At 44.3% G+C, this 18811-nt stretch carries 15 protein-coding genes and 5 pseudogenes; 12 read left to right on the plus strand and 8 right to left on the minus strand.

From position 1 onward, the window contains the following. A partial coding sequence (locus tag F6K63_RS32300; protein WP_287314379.1) for a hypothetical protein occupies positions 1–349 on the minus strand: 349 nt, incomplete at its 3' end. Between the two features lie 26 nt (positions 350–375). Here F6K63_RS32300 and F6K63_RS32305 point away from each other — a divergent pair. The 3 genes and pseudogenes from F6K63_RS32305 (at position 376) to F6K63_RS32315 (ending at position 1236) form a co-directional block, all read left to right on the plus strand. Continuing rightward, positions 376–576: a hypothetical protein gene (locus F6K63_RS32305; protein ID WP_287314402.1), complete on the plus strand. Its 201-nt coding sequence runs from the start codon at positions 376–378 to the stop codon at positions 574–576. Between the two features lie 304 nt (positions 577–880). After that, positions 881–979: pseudogene (locus F6K63_RS32310) on the plus strand (BrnT family toxin); the annotation flags it as partial. Between the two features lie 2 nt (positions 980–981). Further along, a complete protein-coding gene (locus F6K63_RS32315) occupies positions 982–1236 on the plus strand; it encodes a BrnA antitoxin family protein (protein ID WP_044492115.1) in 255 nt (84 codons plus the stop codon). A gap of 308 nt (positions 1237–1544) precedes the next feature. Here F6K63_RS32315 and F6K63_RS32320 read toward each other — a convergent pair whose 3' ends face one another. The 4 genes from F6K63_RS32320 to F6K63_RS32335 all read right to left on the minus strand — a co-directional run bounded on the left by F6K63_RS32320 (position 1545) and on the right by F6K63_RS32335 (position 5224). Then, a complete protein-coding gene (locus F6K63_RS32320) occupies positions 1545–3125 on the minus strand; it encodes a polyamine aminopropyltransferase (protein ID WP_287314380.1) in 1581 nt (526 codons plus the stop codon). 3 nt (positions 3126–3128) lie between these two features. Beyond that, the gene (locus F6K63_RS32325; RefSeq protein WP_287314381.1) at positions 3129–3422 is read right to left on the minus strand and encodes a hypothetical protein; all 294 of its coding nucleotides are present in this window, start codon (positions 3420–3422) and stop codon (positions 3129–3131) included. Between the two features lie 85 nt (positions 3423–3507). After that, entirely contained in the window at positions 3508–4503 is a 996-nt protein-coding gene (locus F6K63_RS32330; RefSeq protein WP_287314383.1) for a hypothetical protein, read from the minus strand. Positions 4504–5002: 499 nt separating this feature from the next. Then, a complete protein-coding gene (locus F6K63_RS32335; protein ID WP_287314384.1) occupies positions 5003–5224 on the minus strand; it encodes a hypothetical protein in 222 nt (73 codons plus the stop codon). 91 nt (positions 5225–5315) lie between these two features. Between F6K63_RS32335 and F6K63_RS32340 the strand changes: the two genes are divergently transcribed. The 3 genes and pseudogenes from F6K63_RS32340 to F6K63_RS32350 form a co-directional block, all read left to right on the plus strand. Then, complete coding sequence (locus F6K63_RS32340) at positions 5316–5516, plus strand: hypothetical protein (protein ID WP_008178674.1); 201 nt, start codon at positions 5316–5318, stop codon at positions 5514–5516. Between the two features lie 443 nt (positions 5517–5959). Continuing rightward, positions 5960–6163, plus strand: a complete 204-nt coding sequence (locus F6K63_RS32345; protein WP_287314385.1) for a hypothetical protein — start codon at positions 5960–5962, stop codon at positions 6161–6163. A gap of 661 nt (positions 6164–6824) precedes the next feature. Further along, positions 6825–7235 (plus strand): annotated as a pseudogene (locus tag F6K63_RS32350) (tetratricopeptide repeat protein); the annotation flags it as partial. Positions 7236–7253: 18 nt separating this feature from the next. On the opposite strand, the gene F6K63_RS32355 reads toward F6K63_RS32350, so the two are convergent. Next, entirely contained in the window at positions 7254–8459 is a 1206-nt protein-coding gene (locus F6K63_RS32355) for an RNA-guided endonuclease InsQ/TnpB family protein (RefSeq protein ID WP_287314386.1), read from the minus strand. Between the two features lie 57 nt (positions 8460–8516). Between F6K63_RS32355 and F6K63_RS32360 the strand changes: the two are divergent. From F6K63_RS32360 to F6K63_RS32375, 4 genes and pseudogenes are all read left to right on the plus strand, one after another. Continuing rightward, positions 8517–8663, plus strand: a pseudogene (locus F6K63_RS32360) (transposase); the annotation flags it as partial. A 284-nt stretch (positions 8664–8947) separates the two neighbouring features. Further along, on the plus strand, positions 8948–10237 hold the full coding sequence (locus F6K63_RS32365) for a tetratricopeptide repeat protein (protein ID WP_287314387.1): 1290 nt from the start codon (positions 8948–8950) through the stop codon (positions 10235–10237). Beyond that, complete coding sequence (locus tag F6K63_RS32370; protein WP_287314388.1) at positions 10234–11280, plus strand: hypothetical protein; 1047 nt, start codon at positions 10234–10236, stop codon at positions 11278–11280. Before F6K63_RS32365 ends, F6K63_RS32370 begins: the two co-directional genes overlap by 4 nt. A 136-nt stretch (positions 11281–11416) precedes the next feature. Further along, complete coding sequence (locus tag F6K63_RS32375) at positions 11417–11713, plus strand: hypothetical protein (RefSeq protein ID WP_287314389.1); 297 nt, start codon at positions 11417–11419, stop codon at positions 11711–11713. Between the two features lie 30 nt (positions 11714–11743). On the opposite strand, the gene F6K63_RS32380 is transcribed toward F6K63_RS32375, so the two are convergent. Further along, the gene (locus F6K63_RS32380; RefSeq protein ID WP_287314390.1) at positions 11744–12049 is read right to left on the minus strand and encodes a hypothetical protein; all 306 of its coding nucleotides are present in this window, start codon (positions 12047–12049) and stop codon (positions 11744–11746) included. Between F6K63_RS32380 and F6K63_RS32390 the strand changes: the two are divergent. Further along, positions 12034–12768 (plus strand): annotated as a pseudogene (locus F6K63_RS32390) (PDDEXK nuclease domain-containing protein); the annotation flags it as partial. The gene F6K63_RS32380 and the pseudogene F6K63_RS32390 overlap by 16 nt on opposite strands. Before the next feature lie 413 nt (positions 12769–13181). On the opposite strand, the gene F6K63_RS32395 reads toward F6K63_RS32390, so the two are convergent. Further along, entirely contained in the window at positions 13182–17783 is a 4602-nt protein-coding gene (locus F6K63_RS32395; protein WP_287314394.1) for a non-ribosomal peptide synthetase, read from the minus strand. A gap of 654 nt (positions 17784–18437) precedes the next feature. Here F6K63_RS32395 and F6K63_RS32400 point away from each other — a divergent pair. Beyond that, a pseudogene (locus tag F6K63_RS32400) lies at positions 18438–18797 on the plus strand (nucleoside deaminase); the annotation flags it as partial. Positions 18798–18811: the final 14 nt, after the last annotated feature.

Here is an 18811-nt window from a genome sequence, read left to right on the forward strand (position 1 = left end):
TCCTAGCTCTTTCAATATCCATTGTTCCATATTTGTGATAATAGATGCCAGAGGCGATTCTAGCAAGAACACACACTTGACTCTTTTTGTCAAGTTTTATGTTAAGAAAGATGTTTATAAAGCATAGCTTAAAAAGGGGGACTTTAAGGCAATAAACGCTATCACAAAATACTAGTTTTAAAAATAAGCGATCGCTAATCTTATAAAAGCGATTATCTGAAAGATACGCTACGCGATGAAGCTTCGCTTCCGCTAAAAGCGATCGCTTATTTTTTATTAATCCCAAAACTCCCAAAAAAAACTTCTCAAAACCCTTGACAATTAAAATTAGAATCATTACAATAATCACTGCTAACCGAAATTAAATTTTTTATGATGTCACAACAATTCAGCCAAAACTTCAAGAAACAACCTGCTCATCAAACTCTGAAAGGTTCTCGTGAAGCAGTAATTTATAGCATGCAGATGCTTTACGCATTAGGCTATGCAGAGATAGCGGAATGGACCCCTCTGGAACCGACTGATATTCCAGGGGAAGTGATCACTACAATCACCAAGTATTGGTTGTTGCCATAACACCTTAAATTTCTGGGGGGGTTTCTCCCCCGGCCAAGGTTTTGGTCGAATCAGATAGGAACTGATCAGGTTAAGTTTGCTAATTTTGTGACATAAAAAATTGAAATAGTCGTGGATAGTATTTCTACGGCTATTTTTTTTTGATACTTATCGAAAGAGGGAATTTAGAATTTAGAATTTAGAATTTAGAATTTAGGCGTAGGGTGTGTTAGGGACGGGCTCGCCAAGACGCAAGCCATAGCAAGTGTTAGGTTGTTGCCCGTAACGCACCACCGCGTCAAATAGCATGCATTGAGATGCACCCGTTTTGGTTGTGGTCTATACCTGGCGAGGTGATCAAATCCGTTTGATTTCAGCTCGCAAAGCCACTCGTACTGAACGTAAACAATATTTGGAGGGATGAAGATGGAAGCTGAGTATGATTTTAGTCAAGGTAAGCGTGGCGCGATTGACCCGATGCCATCTGGTAAAACTCGGATCACAATTTGTTTAGATAACGATGTTATTGAGTGGTTTCGTGAGCAGGTACATCTATCTGGTGGAGGCAATTATCAAACCTTGATTAATCAGGTGTTGCGTCAGCACATTCGGCATCAATCGATAGAAGTAGAAGGAGATCAGGAAACTATTCCGATCACAGAAATTATTCAAAGTCAATAAGCTTGATAACATTATCGCTCCGGTAACGATAAAGGAATTTAATCTAAATATTTCAATGGTAAGTTATTAGGATAAAACGTTGATTGACTATAGTCTCTTCAGACAATTCGTGATCGTGGAAATGTTTTTACTCACATCTGGCACCATTGGGATTAATCGTCGGTGGGCAGTGCCTATCTAAGCACAAAGCTGAGGTGATCTGATCTGTCTCAAGCACTGCCCACCCTACTTGCTAACTGGCGACAAACGTCAGAACAGTTTTCAATAGAAAGCCGTCCTAGAAGGAGGGGGCTTTAAACCCAATTTTTTTAGTAAGCTGCCCAACGGGGGTCAGATTGGTAGCGTACAATCACAGGATGAGCAAGGCGGTTGACCTCGACATGACCCAACTTAATATCTCCTGGCAGCTCAAACAAGGAGTGTAAAATGCCTGGGGTCAGAAAGCGAGTTGATACCGATAAATTGAGGGTGTCCGGCTGAATCGATCGCCTTGATGCTAACACAAAACCCCAAGGCCCAAAGCTGGGGACATCTATAACATAGGGATGAACTAATAGTCCCACATTTTCCAAGGTTGCGGCAATACAACTCAAGACATTGGGAGCAAAAAAGGGACTAGATGCCTGAGTCACAAAAATGCCTTTGTCTGCTAATCGGGGTAAGAGACGGCGGTAGAATCCTTCTGCATAAAGCTTGGCAATAATCTTTTGATCGGGGTCGGGAAAGTCGGCAATAATCACATCAAAGGTTTCGTTGAGTGCGGGTGCCCTAATGAAAGCATCAGCATACAACACTTCGACACGGGGGTCGGAAAATGAGTTATCGTTAACTTGGACTAATTGAGGGTGATGACTAGCTAATTTGACAACCTCGCTGTCTAAATCGATCAGTAGGACTCGTTCGACTTCTGGCCATTTGAGCACTTCCCGCAAGGCCATACCATCACCTCCACCCAACACCAGAACCCGACGCCTACCAACACTAGCACTCATGGCGGGATGGACTAAAGCTTCATGGTAGCGGTATTCGTCGAGGGTGGAAAATTGCAAATCGCCATTGAGGAACAGACGAACATCCTGTCCTTGTCGTGTGAGGACAATGCGTTGGTAGGGAGACTGGATGCGGGTGATCACTGGCCCACTATACAGAGTATTTTCCAGCTTGTCGCTAATCGGAATGGCTAAGGGAGCCAAGGTAAACAGGAGAATACCTAGGGTTAAACCCAAATATCCCCAGGGCCGCAGTCTGGGAAAGCGTCTGCCAATAGCAAACACCATCAAGGCGGGTAATGACCCTAAGACAAAAGCCGTAGGAAATAAACCGATAATGGGTAATAAGAGGATGGGAAAAGCCAGGGAACCCAGTAGTGCTCCCAAATAGTCTAAGGCTAAAACACCTGCTAATGCTTCCCGCACCCCTTTGTCCAATTCCAGAATTCGGGTCAGTAGCGGCACTTCCAGTCCTGCTAGTACTCCGAGGACAATAGTGACGAAGAATAAACCCAGCCAGATGGAACCATTGCTAACAAATACAGCAAATAGTCCCAAAGGCAATAGGGCAGTTAGGGGAGCAATGAGTAGTTCAACTTTGACAAAGACTAAGAGTAGTTGGTGTTGTAGAGATGGGGAATTGGTCTGATTGACAGCAATAAACTGACTCAGGTAAGACCCTAGACCCATTGCTGCGAGAAATACTCCAACGGAAATACCATAGGATAGAGCTTGATTCCCTACCAAGTAACTTGCTAGAGTTCCCAGCAACAGTTCTACCGCTAGTCCACAAATTGAGGAAACCGCAGCAGCAATCAGGAGCAACCAACGCTGGTCCCGTTTGAGGGATGGGATGCTAGAGTTAGGTATCGGTTTCCCATCTGATATCGCATCTTCCATCGTCTATTTCCCGCTAGCCGGACCGCCTCCGCGAAAGCTACCATAGTCTGAGCGATTGGGGGACGATTTCCAAATACCTAGATAATAGTAACCGGATAAATGTGTCCGATGTCGGGGCCAGTAGTTATTTTGTTTTTCTTCCCGCAGGACAAGGGCTGAACGCTGAGTGTAACCTGCGATTATGGTAAATAGTGCGATCGCAACTGTCGTCGCTGTCAAAATTTTAGTCAACATGGGATCAATTCCTGGATGGAAAATACAAGTAGTGCGAGCATCTTGCTCGCGTAGTGCCAGCATCTTGCTCGCGTAGTGGGAGCATCTTGCTCGAAGCGCGTTAAACAGCTAAAACTGTTTGACACTCCCCTAGCTGTTTCTAAGGCATTCATGGCGTATCAAGGGTTGGGCTAATTTTTACCACCTCAACGCTTGTGAAGGTACGGTTGCCATCAATAACTCTCAAGGTTGTGCGATCGACAGATGCATCTGGGCATACTTCCACATAGAAGCCATAGGAACTGCGAGATTCCAACAGGAAGAATGTTTGTAGTTTACCTGTTGCTCCCTTGATCTTGCCGTTGTTTTTGAGATAGGTCATAGGCAAGGGAAACGAACGGTTATAGATTTGCTCACCATGGGAGTCCTTGAGAAAAAGGCGAACTTCTAGTTTCGATGGGGAAGTTTCATCTGCCTTAACATCAACTTTAACCCGCACAAGGCGATTTGCACCACCGACAGTAGCGCGATCGCTGGGGTCGCTATCGTTAATCGTTTTGAAGATGGCTTTTTTCCCGGTTAATGGCGTTGCATATAAAATCATCAAGGTAAGACATAATGTCGTCACTAAACCTGGCCAAAGATAGCGCGTATCTATCACTCCATTTTGGACAGTTACCTGAAAGGGCACTGGTTGATCAAGTACTTTTCCTGATGTATCCCCATACTCCAAAACTGCAATGGCAATGGTCACCATCTCTTCCTGCTTGGCGCGAACATCAAGTCCTGCTAACAGGTCATCTTTTTGCCATGTACCAGACTCCCCATCATCATACCAAGTTCCTGATTCATTCCAGGCTTGCTTGATGGCGGAGGCGAATGGTTGACCTTGGCCATCGAGTAACTGGATTTCATAAGTAACCCATCGGTTAAGGGGAATTTTTGCTTTAGCTTCAATGCGAAGAGCACCAATCAGCTGGCGCTTGAGGGACAGTGTTTGAAGTTGCAGCGGTTCCTCTTCCCTGGCACTGACGGTAGTAGATAGCAGTGTTTTCTGGAACCGATAACCATGGAATAAGGCTAAAAATACCAGTAGTGTAGACCCGATAGCAATATAAGGGCAGGGGTCTATAAAACCACTAGTACGTTGAGTTTGAATAGTCACTGGTTTTTATTGTGTCTCTATAGACTATTATCTACACCGAGCCAGAGGTGATGTCCACAAACTCCAGTTTTTAGCACCAGTGGTAATTGTGTCACCAAAGTAGAAAATAGTTTTTGTCCCAACACGACAGGCATATTCCAATTCTAAATTCCCAATTCTAAATTCTAAATTCTAAATTCTAAATTCTAAATTCTAAATTCTAAATTCTACTTGGTGGTGCGTTACGGGGCGGGCTATCCCAATACTGGCTACGAAGTGGAAAATTAGGGCGAGCCCGCCCCTAACGCACCCTACGCTAAATTCTAAATTCTAAATTCTAAATTCTAAAAAATTCAACAAATCAGAAAGTTTTTTTCTTTTCCTCTTCTGTGTTGGAGACATCGGTGATTCTGGAAGAGTTTTTGGCCTAGTTGGAGAAGATGGCAAACTAGGGTGTTGGAAAGCAATGTTCCTACTATGCAGAGTTAGTTGCCGCCGACACCAAGCAAAATGCAGGATATTAATACCCATTTACCACAGCAGTGCGGATCGTCTCTCGTGGTAGAGCAAGCTCTTCATCTAGTCCCCAAGCAGCTGATAAATTACCAACTATAATGACAATTCCTCCCCCAATCAACATTTTAATTAGTTGTCCTTGAACAGATGGAAGAGCCGCAAAGCTAACGCTACGCGATGAAGCGAAGCTTCCGCTAAAAGCGAACGCTATTTTTTTATTAACCATAAAAATTCCAAAAAAACTTTTTTTAAACCCTTGACAACTAAAACTATAATCATTACAATAATCAATATAAACCGAAATTAAGTTTTTTATGATGTCACAACAATTCAAGCAAAACTTCAAGAAACAACCTGCTCATCAAACTCTGAAAGGTTCTCGTGAAGCAGTAATTTATAGCATGCAGATGCTTTACGCATTAGGCTATGCAGAAATAGCGGAATGGACCCCTCTGGAACCGACGGATGTTCCAGGGGAAGTTATCACTACAATCACCAAGTATTGGTTGTTGCCATAACACCTTGTCTTGATGCAGTCGCTCATGGGGGAAACCACGCCAGTTGCTCATGGGGGAGACCCCCAAGACCGCACTGGCTCCCCAAGACCGCGCTGCATCGCTAAATTTCTGGGGGGGTTTTCTCCCCCGGCCAAGGTTTTGGTCGAATCAGATAGGAACTGATCAGGTTAAGTTTGCTAATTTTGTGACATAAAAAATTGAAATAGTCGTGGATAGTATTTCTACGGCTATTTTTTTTTACTTTACTCCCGACTCCCAACTCCCAACTCCCGACTTCCTAGTATAAAAAATGCTATAGCAATCCTAAATCAATTGATAGAATGTTTGTTCCCTGTTCCCTGCTCCCTGCTCCCTGCTCCCTGCTCCCTGCTCCCTGCTCCCTGTTCCCTGTTCCCTGTTACCTTTGCTATATAATTAAAAAAATAACCTTTAATTCAAAAGCGATGGAAACTCAAGACTTAAAAACACTTATCAAAGAAAGCATCCGAGAAGTTTTGAGAGAAGAAAGACTCTTACTCTGTCAGATGTTAATGCCTTACGTTAGTGATCAAGAGCAACAAGAGCTTGACACCAGCTTTGGCTTACCTCAAGACTATGAGACTGAAGACGTGACTGATCTCACAGATTGGATTAAAAATGACTATTAAATTCCGCAAGAGTGCGATTAAATTCTTAGATTATGCTGATAATTATAGCGTTTATAGGACTCATGAGGTACACATAATTCTTTGACTATTGGCTCTTACCTCTTCTGTCTTACCTCTTCTGTCTTATCTACTCCCTGCTCCCTGCTCCCTGCTCCCTAAAACCCAGATATTTGTACCTCACAAGTCGTAGAATTGCTATAAACTATTCCCATCACAGAAATTATTCAAAGTCAATAAGCTTGATAACATTATCGCTCCGGTAACGATCAAGGAATTTTATATAAATATTTAAAGGGGAAGTTATTAGGATAAAACCTTGATTGAATATAGTTTTCTAAGACAATTCGTGAGCCTGGAAATGTTTTTACTCACATCTGGCACCATTGGGATTAATCGTCGGTGAGCAGTGCCTAGCTAAGCCCAAAGCCCAGCTGATCTGATCTGTCTCAAGCACTGCCCACCCTACACACTAAACTATACTTCGGTTGCTATAAATCCCAATAGCTATAATTTCAGTGGAAGAATAATAGTGAGTGGCACACTACTGTATCACCCCCACTTCCTATCGTGAGGTTTGTTGCGTATCTCATACGGTGTTCAGGAAATGAATCAAAACCTATCTGTTAAGGGAGCAGCTATTTTAGCTACCGTTGTCGGTGTGATGGCAATGGGAGTGGCTTTCCCTAGGTCTAGCTGGGGGCAAAGTATCATTGCTCAACAACCCAGTTCACCAGGGAGTGAAAGGGCTGAAGAGTTATCCCTAGCAGAAGCCTCTCAACTCAATCAGCAAGCCATTAAGCTTTATCAACAACGAAAGTACTCAGAAGCGATTCCCCTAGCTGAGAGAGCATTAGAGATTAGGCAAAAAATCTTGGGAGAGGAACACCCTGATGTAGCAGACAGCCTCAATAATCTGGCATTACTCTACAAAAGCCAGGGCAAATATGCTGAAGCCAAACCCCTCTATCAACAAGCCTTAGCACTGAGGAAAAAACTCCTTGGTGAAGACCATCCCCATGTGGCAACCAGCCTCAATAATCTGGCATTACTCTACAAAAGCCAGGGCAGATATGTTGACATACTCACCGTCCTAGAAGAACGGTGATTCTTGACAGATCATCGGGGTGTGCTGCCGAACGCGCCCCGCGTGACCTACGGTCTCAACAGTCTTATCGCCCCTCCTTGCCCATTTAGAGTCATGCCGATGCCCCATGCCGACTTTTTCTATGTTTCTAGCAGCGTTTATGTCTCTGTCCTGCTCGGTTCCACAATTAACACAGAGTATTGAGCGTACGGACAAATCGAGTTTCCCCCACTTGAACCCACAATCTGAGCAGATTTGACTAGTGGGTTCCCAACGGCTTATAACCCGAAAATCCCTGCCATATTTATCTGATTTTGCTTGAGCTAGACTCCTAAATTCTGACCAACCTTGCTGGCTAATAGCTCGCGCTAGTTTGCGATTTTTGACCATTCCTGATACGTTAAGGTCTTCTAGGACAATTACTTGGTTCTCGCTGACTATCCTAGTTGAGAACTTATGCAGGAAGTCTTTCCTTTTGTTGGCGATTTTATTATTTAGTCTTGCGATCTTAATGCGAGTTTGCTCCCTCCGGTTAGACCCCTTGGCTTGTCTAGCAAACTTTCGTGTTTGTTTGCGTAATTTTCGATCTAGTTTTGAATAGTCAGGACTCTTGACATGACCCCCATCACTCATTACCGCGAAAGTCTTGATACCTAGATCAATCCCAATGCTTTGGTTCTTGGCATCAACTTGAACAGGCTGAATATCTACTACAAAGCTCAAGAAATAATTGTTAGCACAATCTAAGATAATGGTCACAGAGCTTGGATCAGATGGCAATTCCCTAGACCAGATCGGTTTGACTACCCCAATCTTGGCTAAGTAAACTCCATCACCTTGAATAGAGAAACCTCTGCGAGTTAATCTTGCTGATTGATTATTGGAACGCTTTTTGAATCGTGGAGACCTAACTTTTCGTCCTTTTCGTTTTCCATTGTGCGACTCAAAGAAGTTCTTAAAAGCAACTCCCAAATCAGCTACGGACTGCTGCAAAGGAACGACTGACACTTCAGACAACCATTTTCTTTCTTCGGTCTTTTTAGCCTGAGTTATGACCAGTTTCTGTAAGTCTCCAGATTTTAGAACCTTCTTAGATTTCTTGCAAATAGCCAGAGCATCGTTCCACACGACTCTGACACAGCCAAACAGCCTAGCTAAGTCCTGTTTCTGTTGGTCAGTTGGATAAAAACGATATTGGTATCTTGCTTTCAATTGGCGTTTTCTAGTTGGTCTGTACTCCGATTATAGTGTAATATACAAGATTTGACAATGGGTTTACGGAATATTGGCACAGTATTAAGCTCCTTGCAAATGCACCTAGTATGCGTAACTAAGTACCGCCAAAAAATATTGACCACTGAGAGTCTCGCGGCCATTGAAAATTCGTTCAAAGAAGTGGCTAAGAAAATGAATTTTTAAATTAGAGAACTTAATGATTTGTTCGCGTTCGCCTTTGGCGTGGCCTACGGCCTCAAGTTACCGTAAGAATAAAGGAGCCAAAATTCGCCAAGTTTTAACCAAAGGTGCGCTTTCCGTATTAAGAATTAAATTCGCCACGGATCCCACCTCTTTTACGTATAGCTGAACAACCATAAAGGCTCCTTTATTCTAAGGTTTCGTCTCCTAGAAGGACAGGGCTTGAGACCCATTTTTTTGGTCAATATCGAGCTGCCCTCCAGTCCCTAGCCACAGATTCTCCCTTGACTAATCAACAAGCTCTAGAGATTCTGTGTGCCAGAGATGCACTCCACAATGCCCTCACTCAGGAACCCTTCATACCAGCAGAGCTTCTAGAGTGCATCCATGAGCTAGATGCCCAACTCCAACAACACAAACAACGGATTGACCAAGCTCTGGAACTTTCTAGCTATCGTCACAGTCTACCAACAAAGCCTAACGGCTGGTGGTGGTATTTGGATCAACAGCGTCCTCCTCATCCGCTAGATCGTTACGACTGGGTGTTTAACGGTGTGACCTTTGGAGGTTGGAGTGTCAGTCTGGCTCTGCTAGTCAACATTGTTAGTCGTTTCTTAACTGGTGGTCCCGGTGTGGCTGGCACTTCCGCCATCATTGTACCAACTCTGATCACTCTGCTGAAAGCCAAAAGTGACCTTACCGAAGAAGAGCAAAAAGATAACGATTTCTCAGAAGCATTGAAAAAATGTTTTGAGGAATTGCTAACTCGTTTGAAGGTGCCCAAGTTTCTTCATGCTGAAACCAAGTTTTTCTCCACTCTCGCTCTAGTGTTGGGATTGCTAGGGTTTTGGTCTAGCCTACCCAAGATTTCAGTTATTTACGGTCAACGTGGCTTAGAGCACTATCGAGCCGGTGAGCTTAGTAGTGCCGAAGCCGACTACCAAAGAGCGATTGCCCTTGATCCTGATAATGCTAAGGCCCATTACAACTTGGCCGTAGTTTATGAAGACTGGTTACAGCTCAAGAAATCAAAGCAAGAGTACCAGTTGGCAGTAAGTGCCAACATTCCTAGGGCATACAACAACTTGGCCAGACTCTACATTCTAGAAAAGGACTATCCTAAAGCAGCAAACCTTTTAGTTGAAGGTCTAAAATTAACCACCAAGCAATCAGTTTATCCAGAGGATAAATATAATTTATATAAAAATTTAGGGTGGGTAAGATTCAAACAAAAGCGGGATGATGAAGCTAAGATTGCCCTGGAAAAAGCTATCAATATTGCTAAGAATCCAGATGTGGCCAAATATCTGCCCAATCGTGCCTCTGCCTCTTGTATTTTAGCTCAGGTACTTGAACGCAAGAAAAAACCTGAAGCTCTCAAGAAATCTCTCAAGGAATGGAAAAATTGTCGCCATTTAATCCTAGAAAATCCTCTGATTTCAAAACCAAACCAATGGCTGGATCTAGCTAATGATTTAGGAATAGGAAATCGCTTGATTCCAGAAGAAGACACCTGGTTACATCTAGCTAATCAATATATTCAGAAAGCTCAACAACAGAAACAAAGGCCATGATTTGGAAACGTCTATTCTCCATCTGCCTACTTTCCACGGTTCTAATCGCGATCGCGGCTCCAGCGACTACTCCGGCTGAAGGTCTGTACTACATTGCAGCTCTGACAGGGAATGTTCAAGTGAAACGTCCCCTGTGGTTTGGTTATGATCGAGCTCACCAAGGAGATATCCTCAAGCTCACAGACCGGATCTGGGTCAGAAACCCTCAATCCTCTGCTACAGTTTCCTGCAATGATCTCAATAGTTGGCAAGTTCCTGTAGGAAACCCTTTTAAGGTGTCCAAAGGTTGCTCAGATTCAGGAATATTATCTGATTCAGGAATATTGTTCCGACCGGGAGATAACCTAGCACCTGGACGTGGCATCGCAAATGAAGACCTTCCCCACCTGATCAGTCCTAGGAATACAGCACTACGTCCTAATCAACCCCTGACCCTGCGCTGGAATGGGGTGAAAGAAGCCACCCACTATGATGTTACTATTAAGTATCTGGCAACACCAGTGTGGGAAAAACGGGTATCTGAACCCATAGTTGATTACCCTGATAGCTCCCAACTCCGACGGGATCGGGATTATTTTATAGTTGTGACTGCTAGTACCGGTGTCTCTTCACCTGAAAATCCCAATCAAGAGCCAGCTCCCACCATTACCCTGCTGACGGATGAGCTGGAGCAGGAGCTAAAGAAGAACCTAGCTCTGATTGAGACACAAAATCTGGATGCAGATGCCAAAGCTCAGGGGCAAGCTCATCTTTATCACAGCACTTGCCAAGATCCAAATTACCTCAACACTTGTCTCAATCAGAATGCCATTGACGTTTTAGAAACAAGAATCAAAGCTGGTACAGACAATGCTGCCATATACCAGCTCCAAGCTGACATGTATAAGCGCATTGGAGTGACATACTCCCACACTGACTCTGCTCTTACAGAACCGCTTCGCGAACGAGTTCAGTGTGGGCTTCTTACCAACTCCAGCCATCGCTTCGGATACACGGTAAGCTTTATTAACGACACGGGATGCCCCTCCGCGCCGGAACAATAAATAAGTTCTATTTTTTAATTAGTAGGTGGCGGTTAGCTCTTAATTTGTCTTCCCTACTTTTTTTATTATAGACGATCTTCAATCGTAATTGTTCCCTATTACATAAATATCTTGTGCAAAATTCATCCCACACCTAATGCTGCGCATTAGGTGTGGGATGAATTTTGCCGGACAGCTAAAGCTAAAGGCTCAGCAGTGTTACCGCACAGCCCTGGCACTGGCCACAAAGGCTAACAATTTGCCAAAGCAGGCGGAAATTCAAGAACAACTTGGTGAGATTGCCCACAACCTAGAAGAGTTTGCTGAAGCGGTTGAATCGTTAAAGGCTGCTGAGGGAATTTATCAAAAGTTTTTTAATTTGGAAGATCCAGAGGCACAAGGGAAGTTAGAGGAGCTAAGGAATGATATTGAGGATTCTCAAGGGAGGATTTGAGGGGGTAAGTAAGTAGTCAGGGGTCAGTGGTCAGCGGTCAGCGGTCAGCTGTTGGCCTTGTGGCACAGGCTTTGAAGCTGTGACATAGCCCATTAGCTTAATGGTTACCGAAAAACTGTCACCATTGGTGGCAGAAATTGGTGCATCTCCTAAAAGCTGTTTGAGCCGGTGGGTGTAACAGGCATCTTGCCTGTTACAGTTTTCGGAAGGGCTGTCCCAACACTGGCGGTGCGTTACGGGACGGGCTGTTTCAACACTGGCTACGAGGCGGAAAATTAGGGCGAGCCCGTCCCTAACACACCCTACGAGGCTATGCCAAGGAAAAACTGCAACCAATGGTTGCAGAAATTGGTTGCAGTCATAATTCGGTTATTATGCAAAAGTGTAAAGATGACTTAGAGCGAGAGTTTTATATCCGGATGACGCGGAAATTTGGCTGGAAAAAAAATGTTTTGATTCACCAAATTGAGAATCAAACCTACGAGAAAACGTTGCTCAATCAAACAAATTTTTAACAGCCATTTTCCGAGGAAATTCGTAAGCAAGCTAAGTTAGCCGTTAAAGATGAGTACACCTTTGATTTTTTGGAACTAGCTGATCAGTACAGTGAGCGTCAGTTAGAGCAAGCAATTATAGCTAAAGTCGAACCATTTTTACTAGAAATGGGAGGGATGTTTGCTTTCATTGGCAGTCAGTATCGCTTAGAAATTAGCAACAAAGAGTATTTTATTGATTTGCTGTTATTTCATCGCAGTCTCAAATGTTTGGTAGCCATCGATTTAAAAATCGGGGAGTTTTTGCCAGAATATATAGGCAAGATGCAGTTTTATTTGGCAGCGTTAGATGACAAAGTGAGGCTAGAAGAGGAGAATTCTGCCATAGGAATAATTCTTTGCAAGTCTAAAGATAAGACCATTGTAGAATATGCGTTGAAAGAGTCAAACAAACCGATTGGTGTTGCTACTTATCGAATAGTTTCAACCTTACCACAACAATTGCAGAATCAACTTCCTGCACCTGAACAAGTGGCTCTATTATTGGAGGGGGTGGAGTGATATAGCAATTCTACGACTTGTGAGGTACAAATTTCTGAGGTGCGACCCGTGGCGAATTTAATTCGCCTACGGAAAGCGCACCTAAGTTTTTAGGGAGCAGGGAGCAGGGAGCAGGGAGCAGGGAGCAGGGAGCAGGGAGCAGGTAGCAGGGAAGAGGGGAAAAATAATGTGTACCTCATAGCTACGAGAAACGTTATACTAAGCATATGCTGATAGCTGACGGCTGACGGCACCTCAAGTAGCGTGCGCGTAGCGCTTAAGCTGATAGCTCAATGCTTACCAATTATTAATTGTTAGGTTGCTGCCCGTAACGCACCGCCAGGGTTAGGTTGCTGCCCGGAAATTGTAACGGGCAAGATGCCCGTTACACGCCTGATGCCCGTTCCACCCACCGGGTCAAACAGTAAAAAGCTTCAATCCTCCAAAAAACCACTTTCTCTGAAGAAGGAGAGGTAAGTTTTAAATAAATCCTGATTAACCTCCGGTAACTTGATCCCACTTCCCCTTAAACCATCAACCACATTGCGACAATCGTACTCAATTAAGTTTGTTATGTTCGACGGTGATTCCGGGAAGTTGGGTAAGTAAGGGTAGAGAGGATTTTCAATATCCTCTATCAACTTGGAACGCCAATCAGTATAGTCAATTTCTTCCAAGCTATAGCCCAGGAATCGCACCCAGTCAAAAATCTCCCTCAGAGACACCGATTTTGGATTAATTAAATGGAATGCTTTCCCAAATAAACGGTTTTGTTGTGAGAGACAAACAATCGCTCGGCTAACATAATCTACTGGGACAAGGTTTTCTGCTAAACCACTCCAGCTAGGAAAACTTTTGAGTTGAATACATCCTTTCACCCGTCGTGAGAGTAAGTCATCGAAACTAGAGACACCGGTTTGACTGTGACCACTAATTCTCGAAGGTCGATAGATAGTTATGGGCAAACCGCGCTTGGCAGCTTGCCAAACTAACTGCTCTGCTACCCACTTGGTCTGAACATAGCCTACTTTTGGTAAATCATCATGATTGGCAGTGGCTGACTCGAGCATGGGTTGGTCAGTTTGGGATGTTGATAACACGCTTATGGTAGAAACGTAATGAACAGGTTTGAGCTTCCCTAGACTAGCCAGTCTCAACACTTCTTGGGTTCCCAAAACATTCGCATCTTTTAAAAGAGGGTAAGACCACACATGATTAACATAGGCTCCAGCGTGATAAACAACATCAATTGCTTGGCATAAATTATTATACTCAGTTGCTGAGAGTCCAAAACGACTGGTTCCTAAATCTCCGATGATGGGAATAATTCGAGATGTAAAATTCTCACGCCATAATCCAGTTGCTTCTAACTTGTTCAATAGTCTTTCTTTGCCACCATCTATATGCTCGGCGCGAACCAAGCAATAGACAGTAGCAGTAGTTGTGGTCAAGAGTTCAGAAAGTAAGTAAGTTCCCAAGAAACCCGTTGCACCGGTTAGGAAAATTCGTTCCATTGGACTGACGATTGGCGCGATCGCAGTTGATGGCTGAATATCTGGATCTAAAGCAGCTTCTGCGTCTAAATCCCAAGTCTGGGATTGATAGTTTCCAGTTACTAAAGCTTGGTCGATTGCACTAGCCAAATCAGAAACAGAGGGATAATCAAACAATGCCCTTAGAGATAAATTAATTTCGAAGGCTTCACGAATGCGAAACATCAGTTGAGTAGCCAATAGAGAATGACCACCTAACTCAAAGAAACTATCCTCAAGGCTAATGCTCTGAGGGTGCAGGGAGAGAATTTCGGCAAAAAGACTAGCGATCCGAATTTGACTGTCTGTCTTCGGTGCAACGAAGTCACTGCTGTGGCTGAAGGCAGCATCAGGGGCAGGTAACGCTTTCCGGTCTATCTTACCACTGGGAGACAGGGGTAATGACGTCAGGGGCACCACTACACTGGGAACCATGTAGTCTGGTAACTGTTGTCTGATATACTCTTTCAGGGCGCTGATGTCAAGATCATCATCCCCAACTACATAGGCTACCAAGCGCTTGTTTCCTGGGGTATCTTCCCGGGGGATGACCACGCATTCGGGCACCTGCTGGTAGCCACTGAGTAAAGATTCAATTTCCCCGAGCTCAATCCGAAAGCCTCGGATTTTGACTTGATGGTCAATGCGACCGAGGAATTCAATATTGCCATCGGGTAAATACCGAGCTAAGTCCCCAGTTTTGTAGAGTCGAGCCCATGGATTATCTGGATGGTGAATAAATCGCTCTGCCGTTAGCTCAGGGCGATTTACATAACCCCGAGCAAGCCCCACCCCGCCAATGTATAGCTCACCGGCAACCCCAATTGGAACTGGCTGGAAAGCTTCGTTGAGCAAATGGATGTGACAATTAGAGATGGGTTTTCCAATCGGGGGCAGGGTTGGCCATTGAGCAACGTCTTCTGGCAGGGTAAAGGCTGTCACCACATGACTCTCAGAAGGCCCATACTGGTTATGGAGGGTACATCCGGGCAAACGCTCCATCAAATTGCGAATGGCTCCAGAGATTTGTAACTGTTCTCCTGCAGTAATGATGTCTTGCAAGTGGGTGGGCAATGATGGTGCTTTTTCTGCCACTATTGCTAACTGTTGTAACCCAACAAAGGGTAAGAATAAACGAGCAATGTTTTCCTGGTTGAGTGTGGACAACAGTGCCATGGGGTCAGTGCGTATGTCCTCTGAGATTAAAACTAAGGTTCCTCCAGCACACAAGGTCGAGAAGATTTCCTGGAAGGAAACATCAAAGCTAATCGGGGCAAATTGGAGGGTGCGACCAGTGTTAGATGCTTTTGTCTGCTGTTGTTGCCAAGCAATCAGATTCACTAAAGCTTGGTGGGGCATGGCCACCCCTTTCGGTTGCCCAGTGGAGCCAGAAGTATAGATAATATAAGCCAGGTGATCTGGTGTAGTCTGGCCATTGAGGTTGGTGGGTGGATGTTGGGCAATGGTTGGCCAATCCGTATCTACACAAAGGGTATGCTCTGCCATTAGCTGCACCTGGGATATTAAACACTCTTGGGTGAGAAGAATGGAAACTTGAGCAGTTTTCATCATGTAGGCCAGCCGTTTCTGGGGATAGCCAGGGTCTAGGGGCACATAAGCTCCCCCAGCTTTGAGAATTGCTAGCAGCGCGATCACCATGGAGAACGAGCGCTCTAGACAAATTCCCACCGGAACATCTCGGCTAACACCCAAGCAAAGCAAGTAATGGGCCAGTTGGTTAGCCTTTTGATTCAACTGGTGATAGGTCAGAGCAAGTTCTGCAAAACGTAATGCTACTGCATCTGGTGTCTTTTGGACAATAGCTTCAAATAACTGGTGAACACAGGCATGGCGAGGATAATCGGTTTGGGTCTGATTCCACTCCACTAATAATTGCTGTTGTTCACCAGCACTCAAAATCGGCAATTTAGCAATGGTTTGTTCTGGGTCACCAGTTATCCCCTCTACAAAAATTTGGAAATTTTTTGCCATCCGCTCAATAGTTGCCTGATCAAACAGATTGGCATTGTATTCAAAAGCGCCAATCAGTTCTGTATCGGTTTGGTTGAGGGATAAAGTTAGGTCAAAAGTAGCCCCGGCGGTGGGTTTATCTAAGGACTTAGCACTCACATTCAGCCCCGACAACTCTAGGGTTTCTTTCGGGACATTTTGCAAGGTAAACATCACCTGAAACAGGGGACTAACCCCTGGCAGCCGTGCCGGTTTCAGTTGCTCTACCAGCAGGTCGAAGGGGATATCGGCATGGGCATAAGCATCTAAGGCCACTTGACGAACCTGGGAAAGGAACTCTTTGAAGGTATGCTGTTGGTTCGGTCGAGTGCGCAAGACTAAGGTATTAACGAAGAAGCCAATTAACGCCTCTGTTATGGCTGGGGTGCGGTTGGCGATGGGAGTCCCCACCACAATATCGTCTTGATGGCAATAGCGAGATAGAAAAGCGAAAAAGGCAGCAAAAATGGTAATGAATAGGGTTGTGCCCTTACCCTGGCTTAAGACATGGAGTTTCTCAGTGAGGTCCCGATTGAGGAGAAATGGAACCCGGCCAGATTTGAAGGGTTGAGTTGTGCGGGGACGATCCAGGGGGAGGTTAAGCACACAGGGAGCATCTGCTAATTGCTGTTGCCAGTATTTAATTTGGCTATCTCTAAACTCCCCGGTGAATCGGCGGCGTTGCCAAGTCGCATAATCAACATACTGAATGGGCAGAGCCGGTAAGGATGGCGGTGTCTGGGTTAAGCCAGCCCTGTAAAGGGATGAGAGTTCTCTGAGCAAAACTTGTATTGACCAGTCATCACTAATGATGTGGTGCATGGTCAGTAGTAAAATTTGCTTTTCCTGTGAATTGGAAATTAGCGTAAATCGCACCAGAGGGCCAACAGTTACATCGAAGGGGCGATTTTGTTGTTGGAGAATCACTTCCTCAATCACATCGAACCCCTCAGTGGGCAAGTCTACCATAGACAGGGGTAACCGAATGTGTGGGGCAATCACACCGAAAGGCATGCCCTCACGAGGTTCAAAGGTGGTTCGTAGGATTTCGTGGCGGTCTATCAGGGTTGCGATCGCATTTTCTAAACTCGTTCTGTCTAATGGCCCGGTAATCACAAACGCTCTGACCAAGTTATAGACAGCAGGATTCTCTTCCAGTTGACCCAGAAACCAGAGACTCTGTTGGGTTAAGGATAGAGGAATGTCTGCCTCTCTTGCCGTGGGAGTGGGGACTAATGGATAGTCACCAGTGCTACAAGTGCTAGTATTTACGGATTCTAGGTAATTTGAAAGTAGACTAATTGTTGGTGCTTCAAAAATCTGCAACAATTGGATTTCAATGCCTAGTCTTTCGGAAATACGAGCCAAAACTTGGCTGGCATGAAGGGAGTGTCCTCCTAATTCAAAGAAATTATTCTCAATGCCAATCGGTTCAATTTTTAGGACTTCAGACCAAATTTTGACTAATGTTTCTTCTAAGCACCTATACATCATTAATTACCTAATCCCAATTTCTGTAACCCTGACATTGTAAGGCTTTTAGGTTTGGAAAATGTGTAATTATTTTTGTGTACCTGCTTATCAGCTATCAGCGATCAGCTAAAGGCCTACGGTCACCCTACTGTTCGCGCAGCGTGCCCGTAGCGCAATCGGTGTTTTTGAATAAGCGATGCAGAGGTGCGACCCGTGGCGAATTTAATTCGACGACTGTAAGCGCACCATTACGGTCTTGGGGGGAAACCCCCACTCGCGCTTTGCATCAAGACAACAGGTAAGCATTGGAATAATGCTGAGTTACGGAAAACCGTCAGCTTATTGACATAAAACTTGACATAGTTCAATGATTTCCACCGCTTATATCATAAAATGCCAATTTTTTTTTACTTGTCATCAAACTTTATATAAGTAATACTTAATTAATGTATAAGGGTTTATTATACTTATAGGTGTTATAGTTATAGTTTTAATAGTAATGAGTTAGAAAGAATTTTTTACCATTGTTCCTCTAGGAAATAGGTCAGCAGTCAGCAGTCAGCAGTCAGCTTGAAATAAATCTATGCAGGCCTATGGCCACGCTAAGGGAAAGGGAGAATTTAATCTTGATAGATTTAGAAAAGATGCAGTAGCTCAGAGTGATGAGGTGCAATTTTGAATCAGTTTATGCTAGCAGCATTTAAAGAAGCTCAGATGGGTTTCCAAGAGGGAGGAATACCTATCGGTTCAGTTGTTGTTAAGGGTGGTGAAATTGTAGGGCGTGGGCACAATAGGAGAGTCCAAAAAGGTAGTGCAATCCTTCATGCCGAGATGGATGCTCTTGAGGATATTGGCTCTCAACCTGCTTCTTTTTATCAAGATGTAGTTTTGTACACTACTTTGTCCCCATGTAGTATGTGTACTGGCGCTATTTTGTTGTACAAGATCCCTCATGTTGTGATTGGAGAAAACAAAACTTTTTTAGGTAAAGAAGAATTACTCCGTTCTAGAGGTGTGATTGTTGAGGTTTTAAACTGAGGGGGTGACAT

The organism is Moorena sp. SIO1G6 (assembly GCF_010672795.1).
GTDB classification, from domain to species: domain Bacteria; phylum Cyanobacteriota; class Cyanobacteriia; order Cyanobacteriales; family Coleofasciculaceae; genus Moorena; species Moorena producens.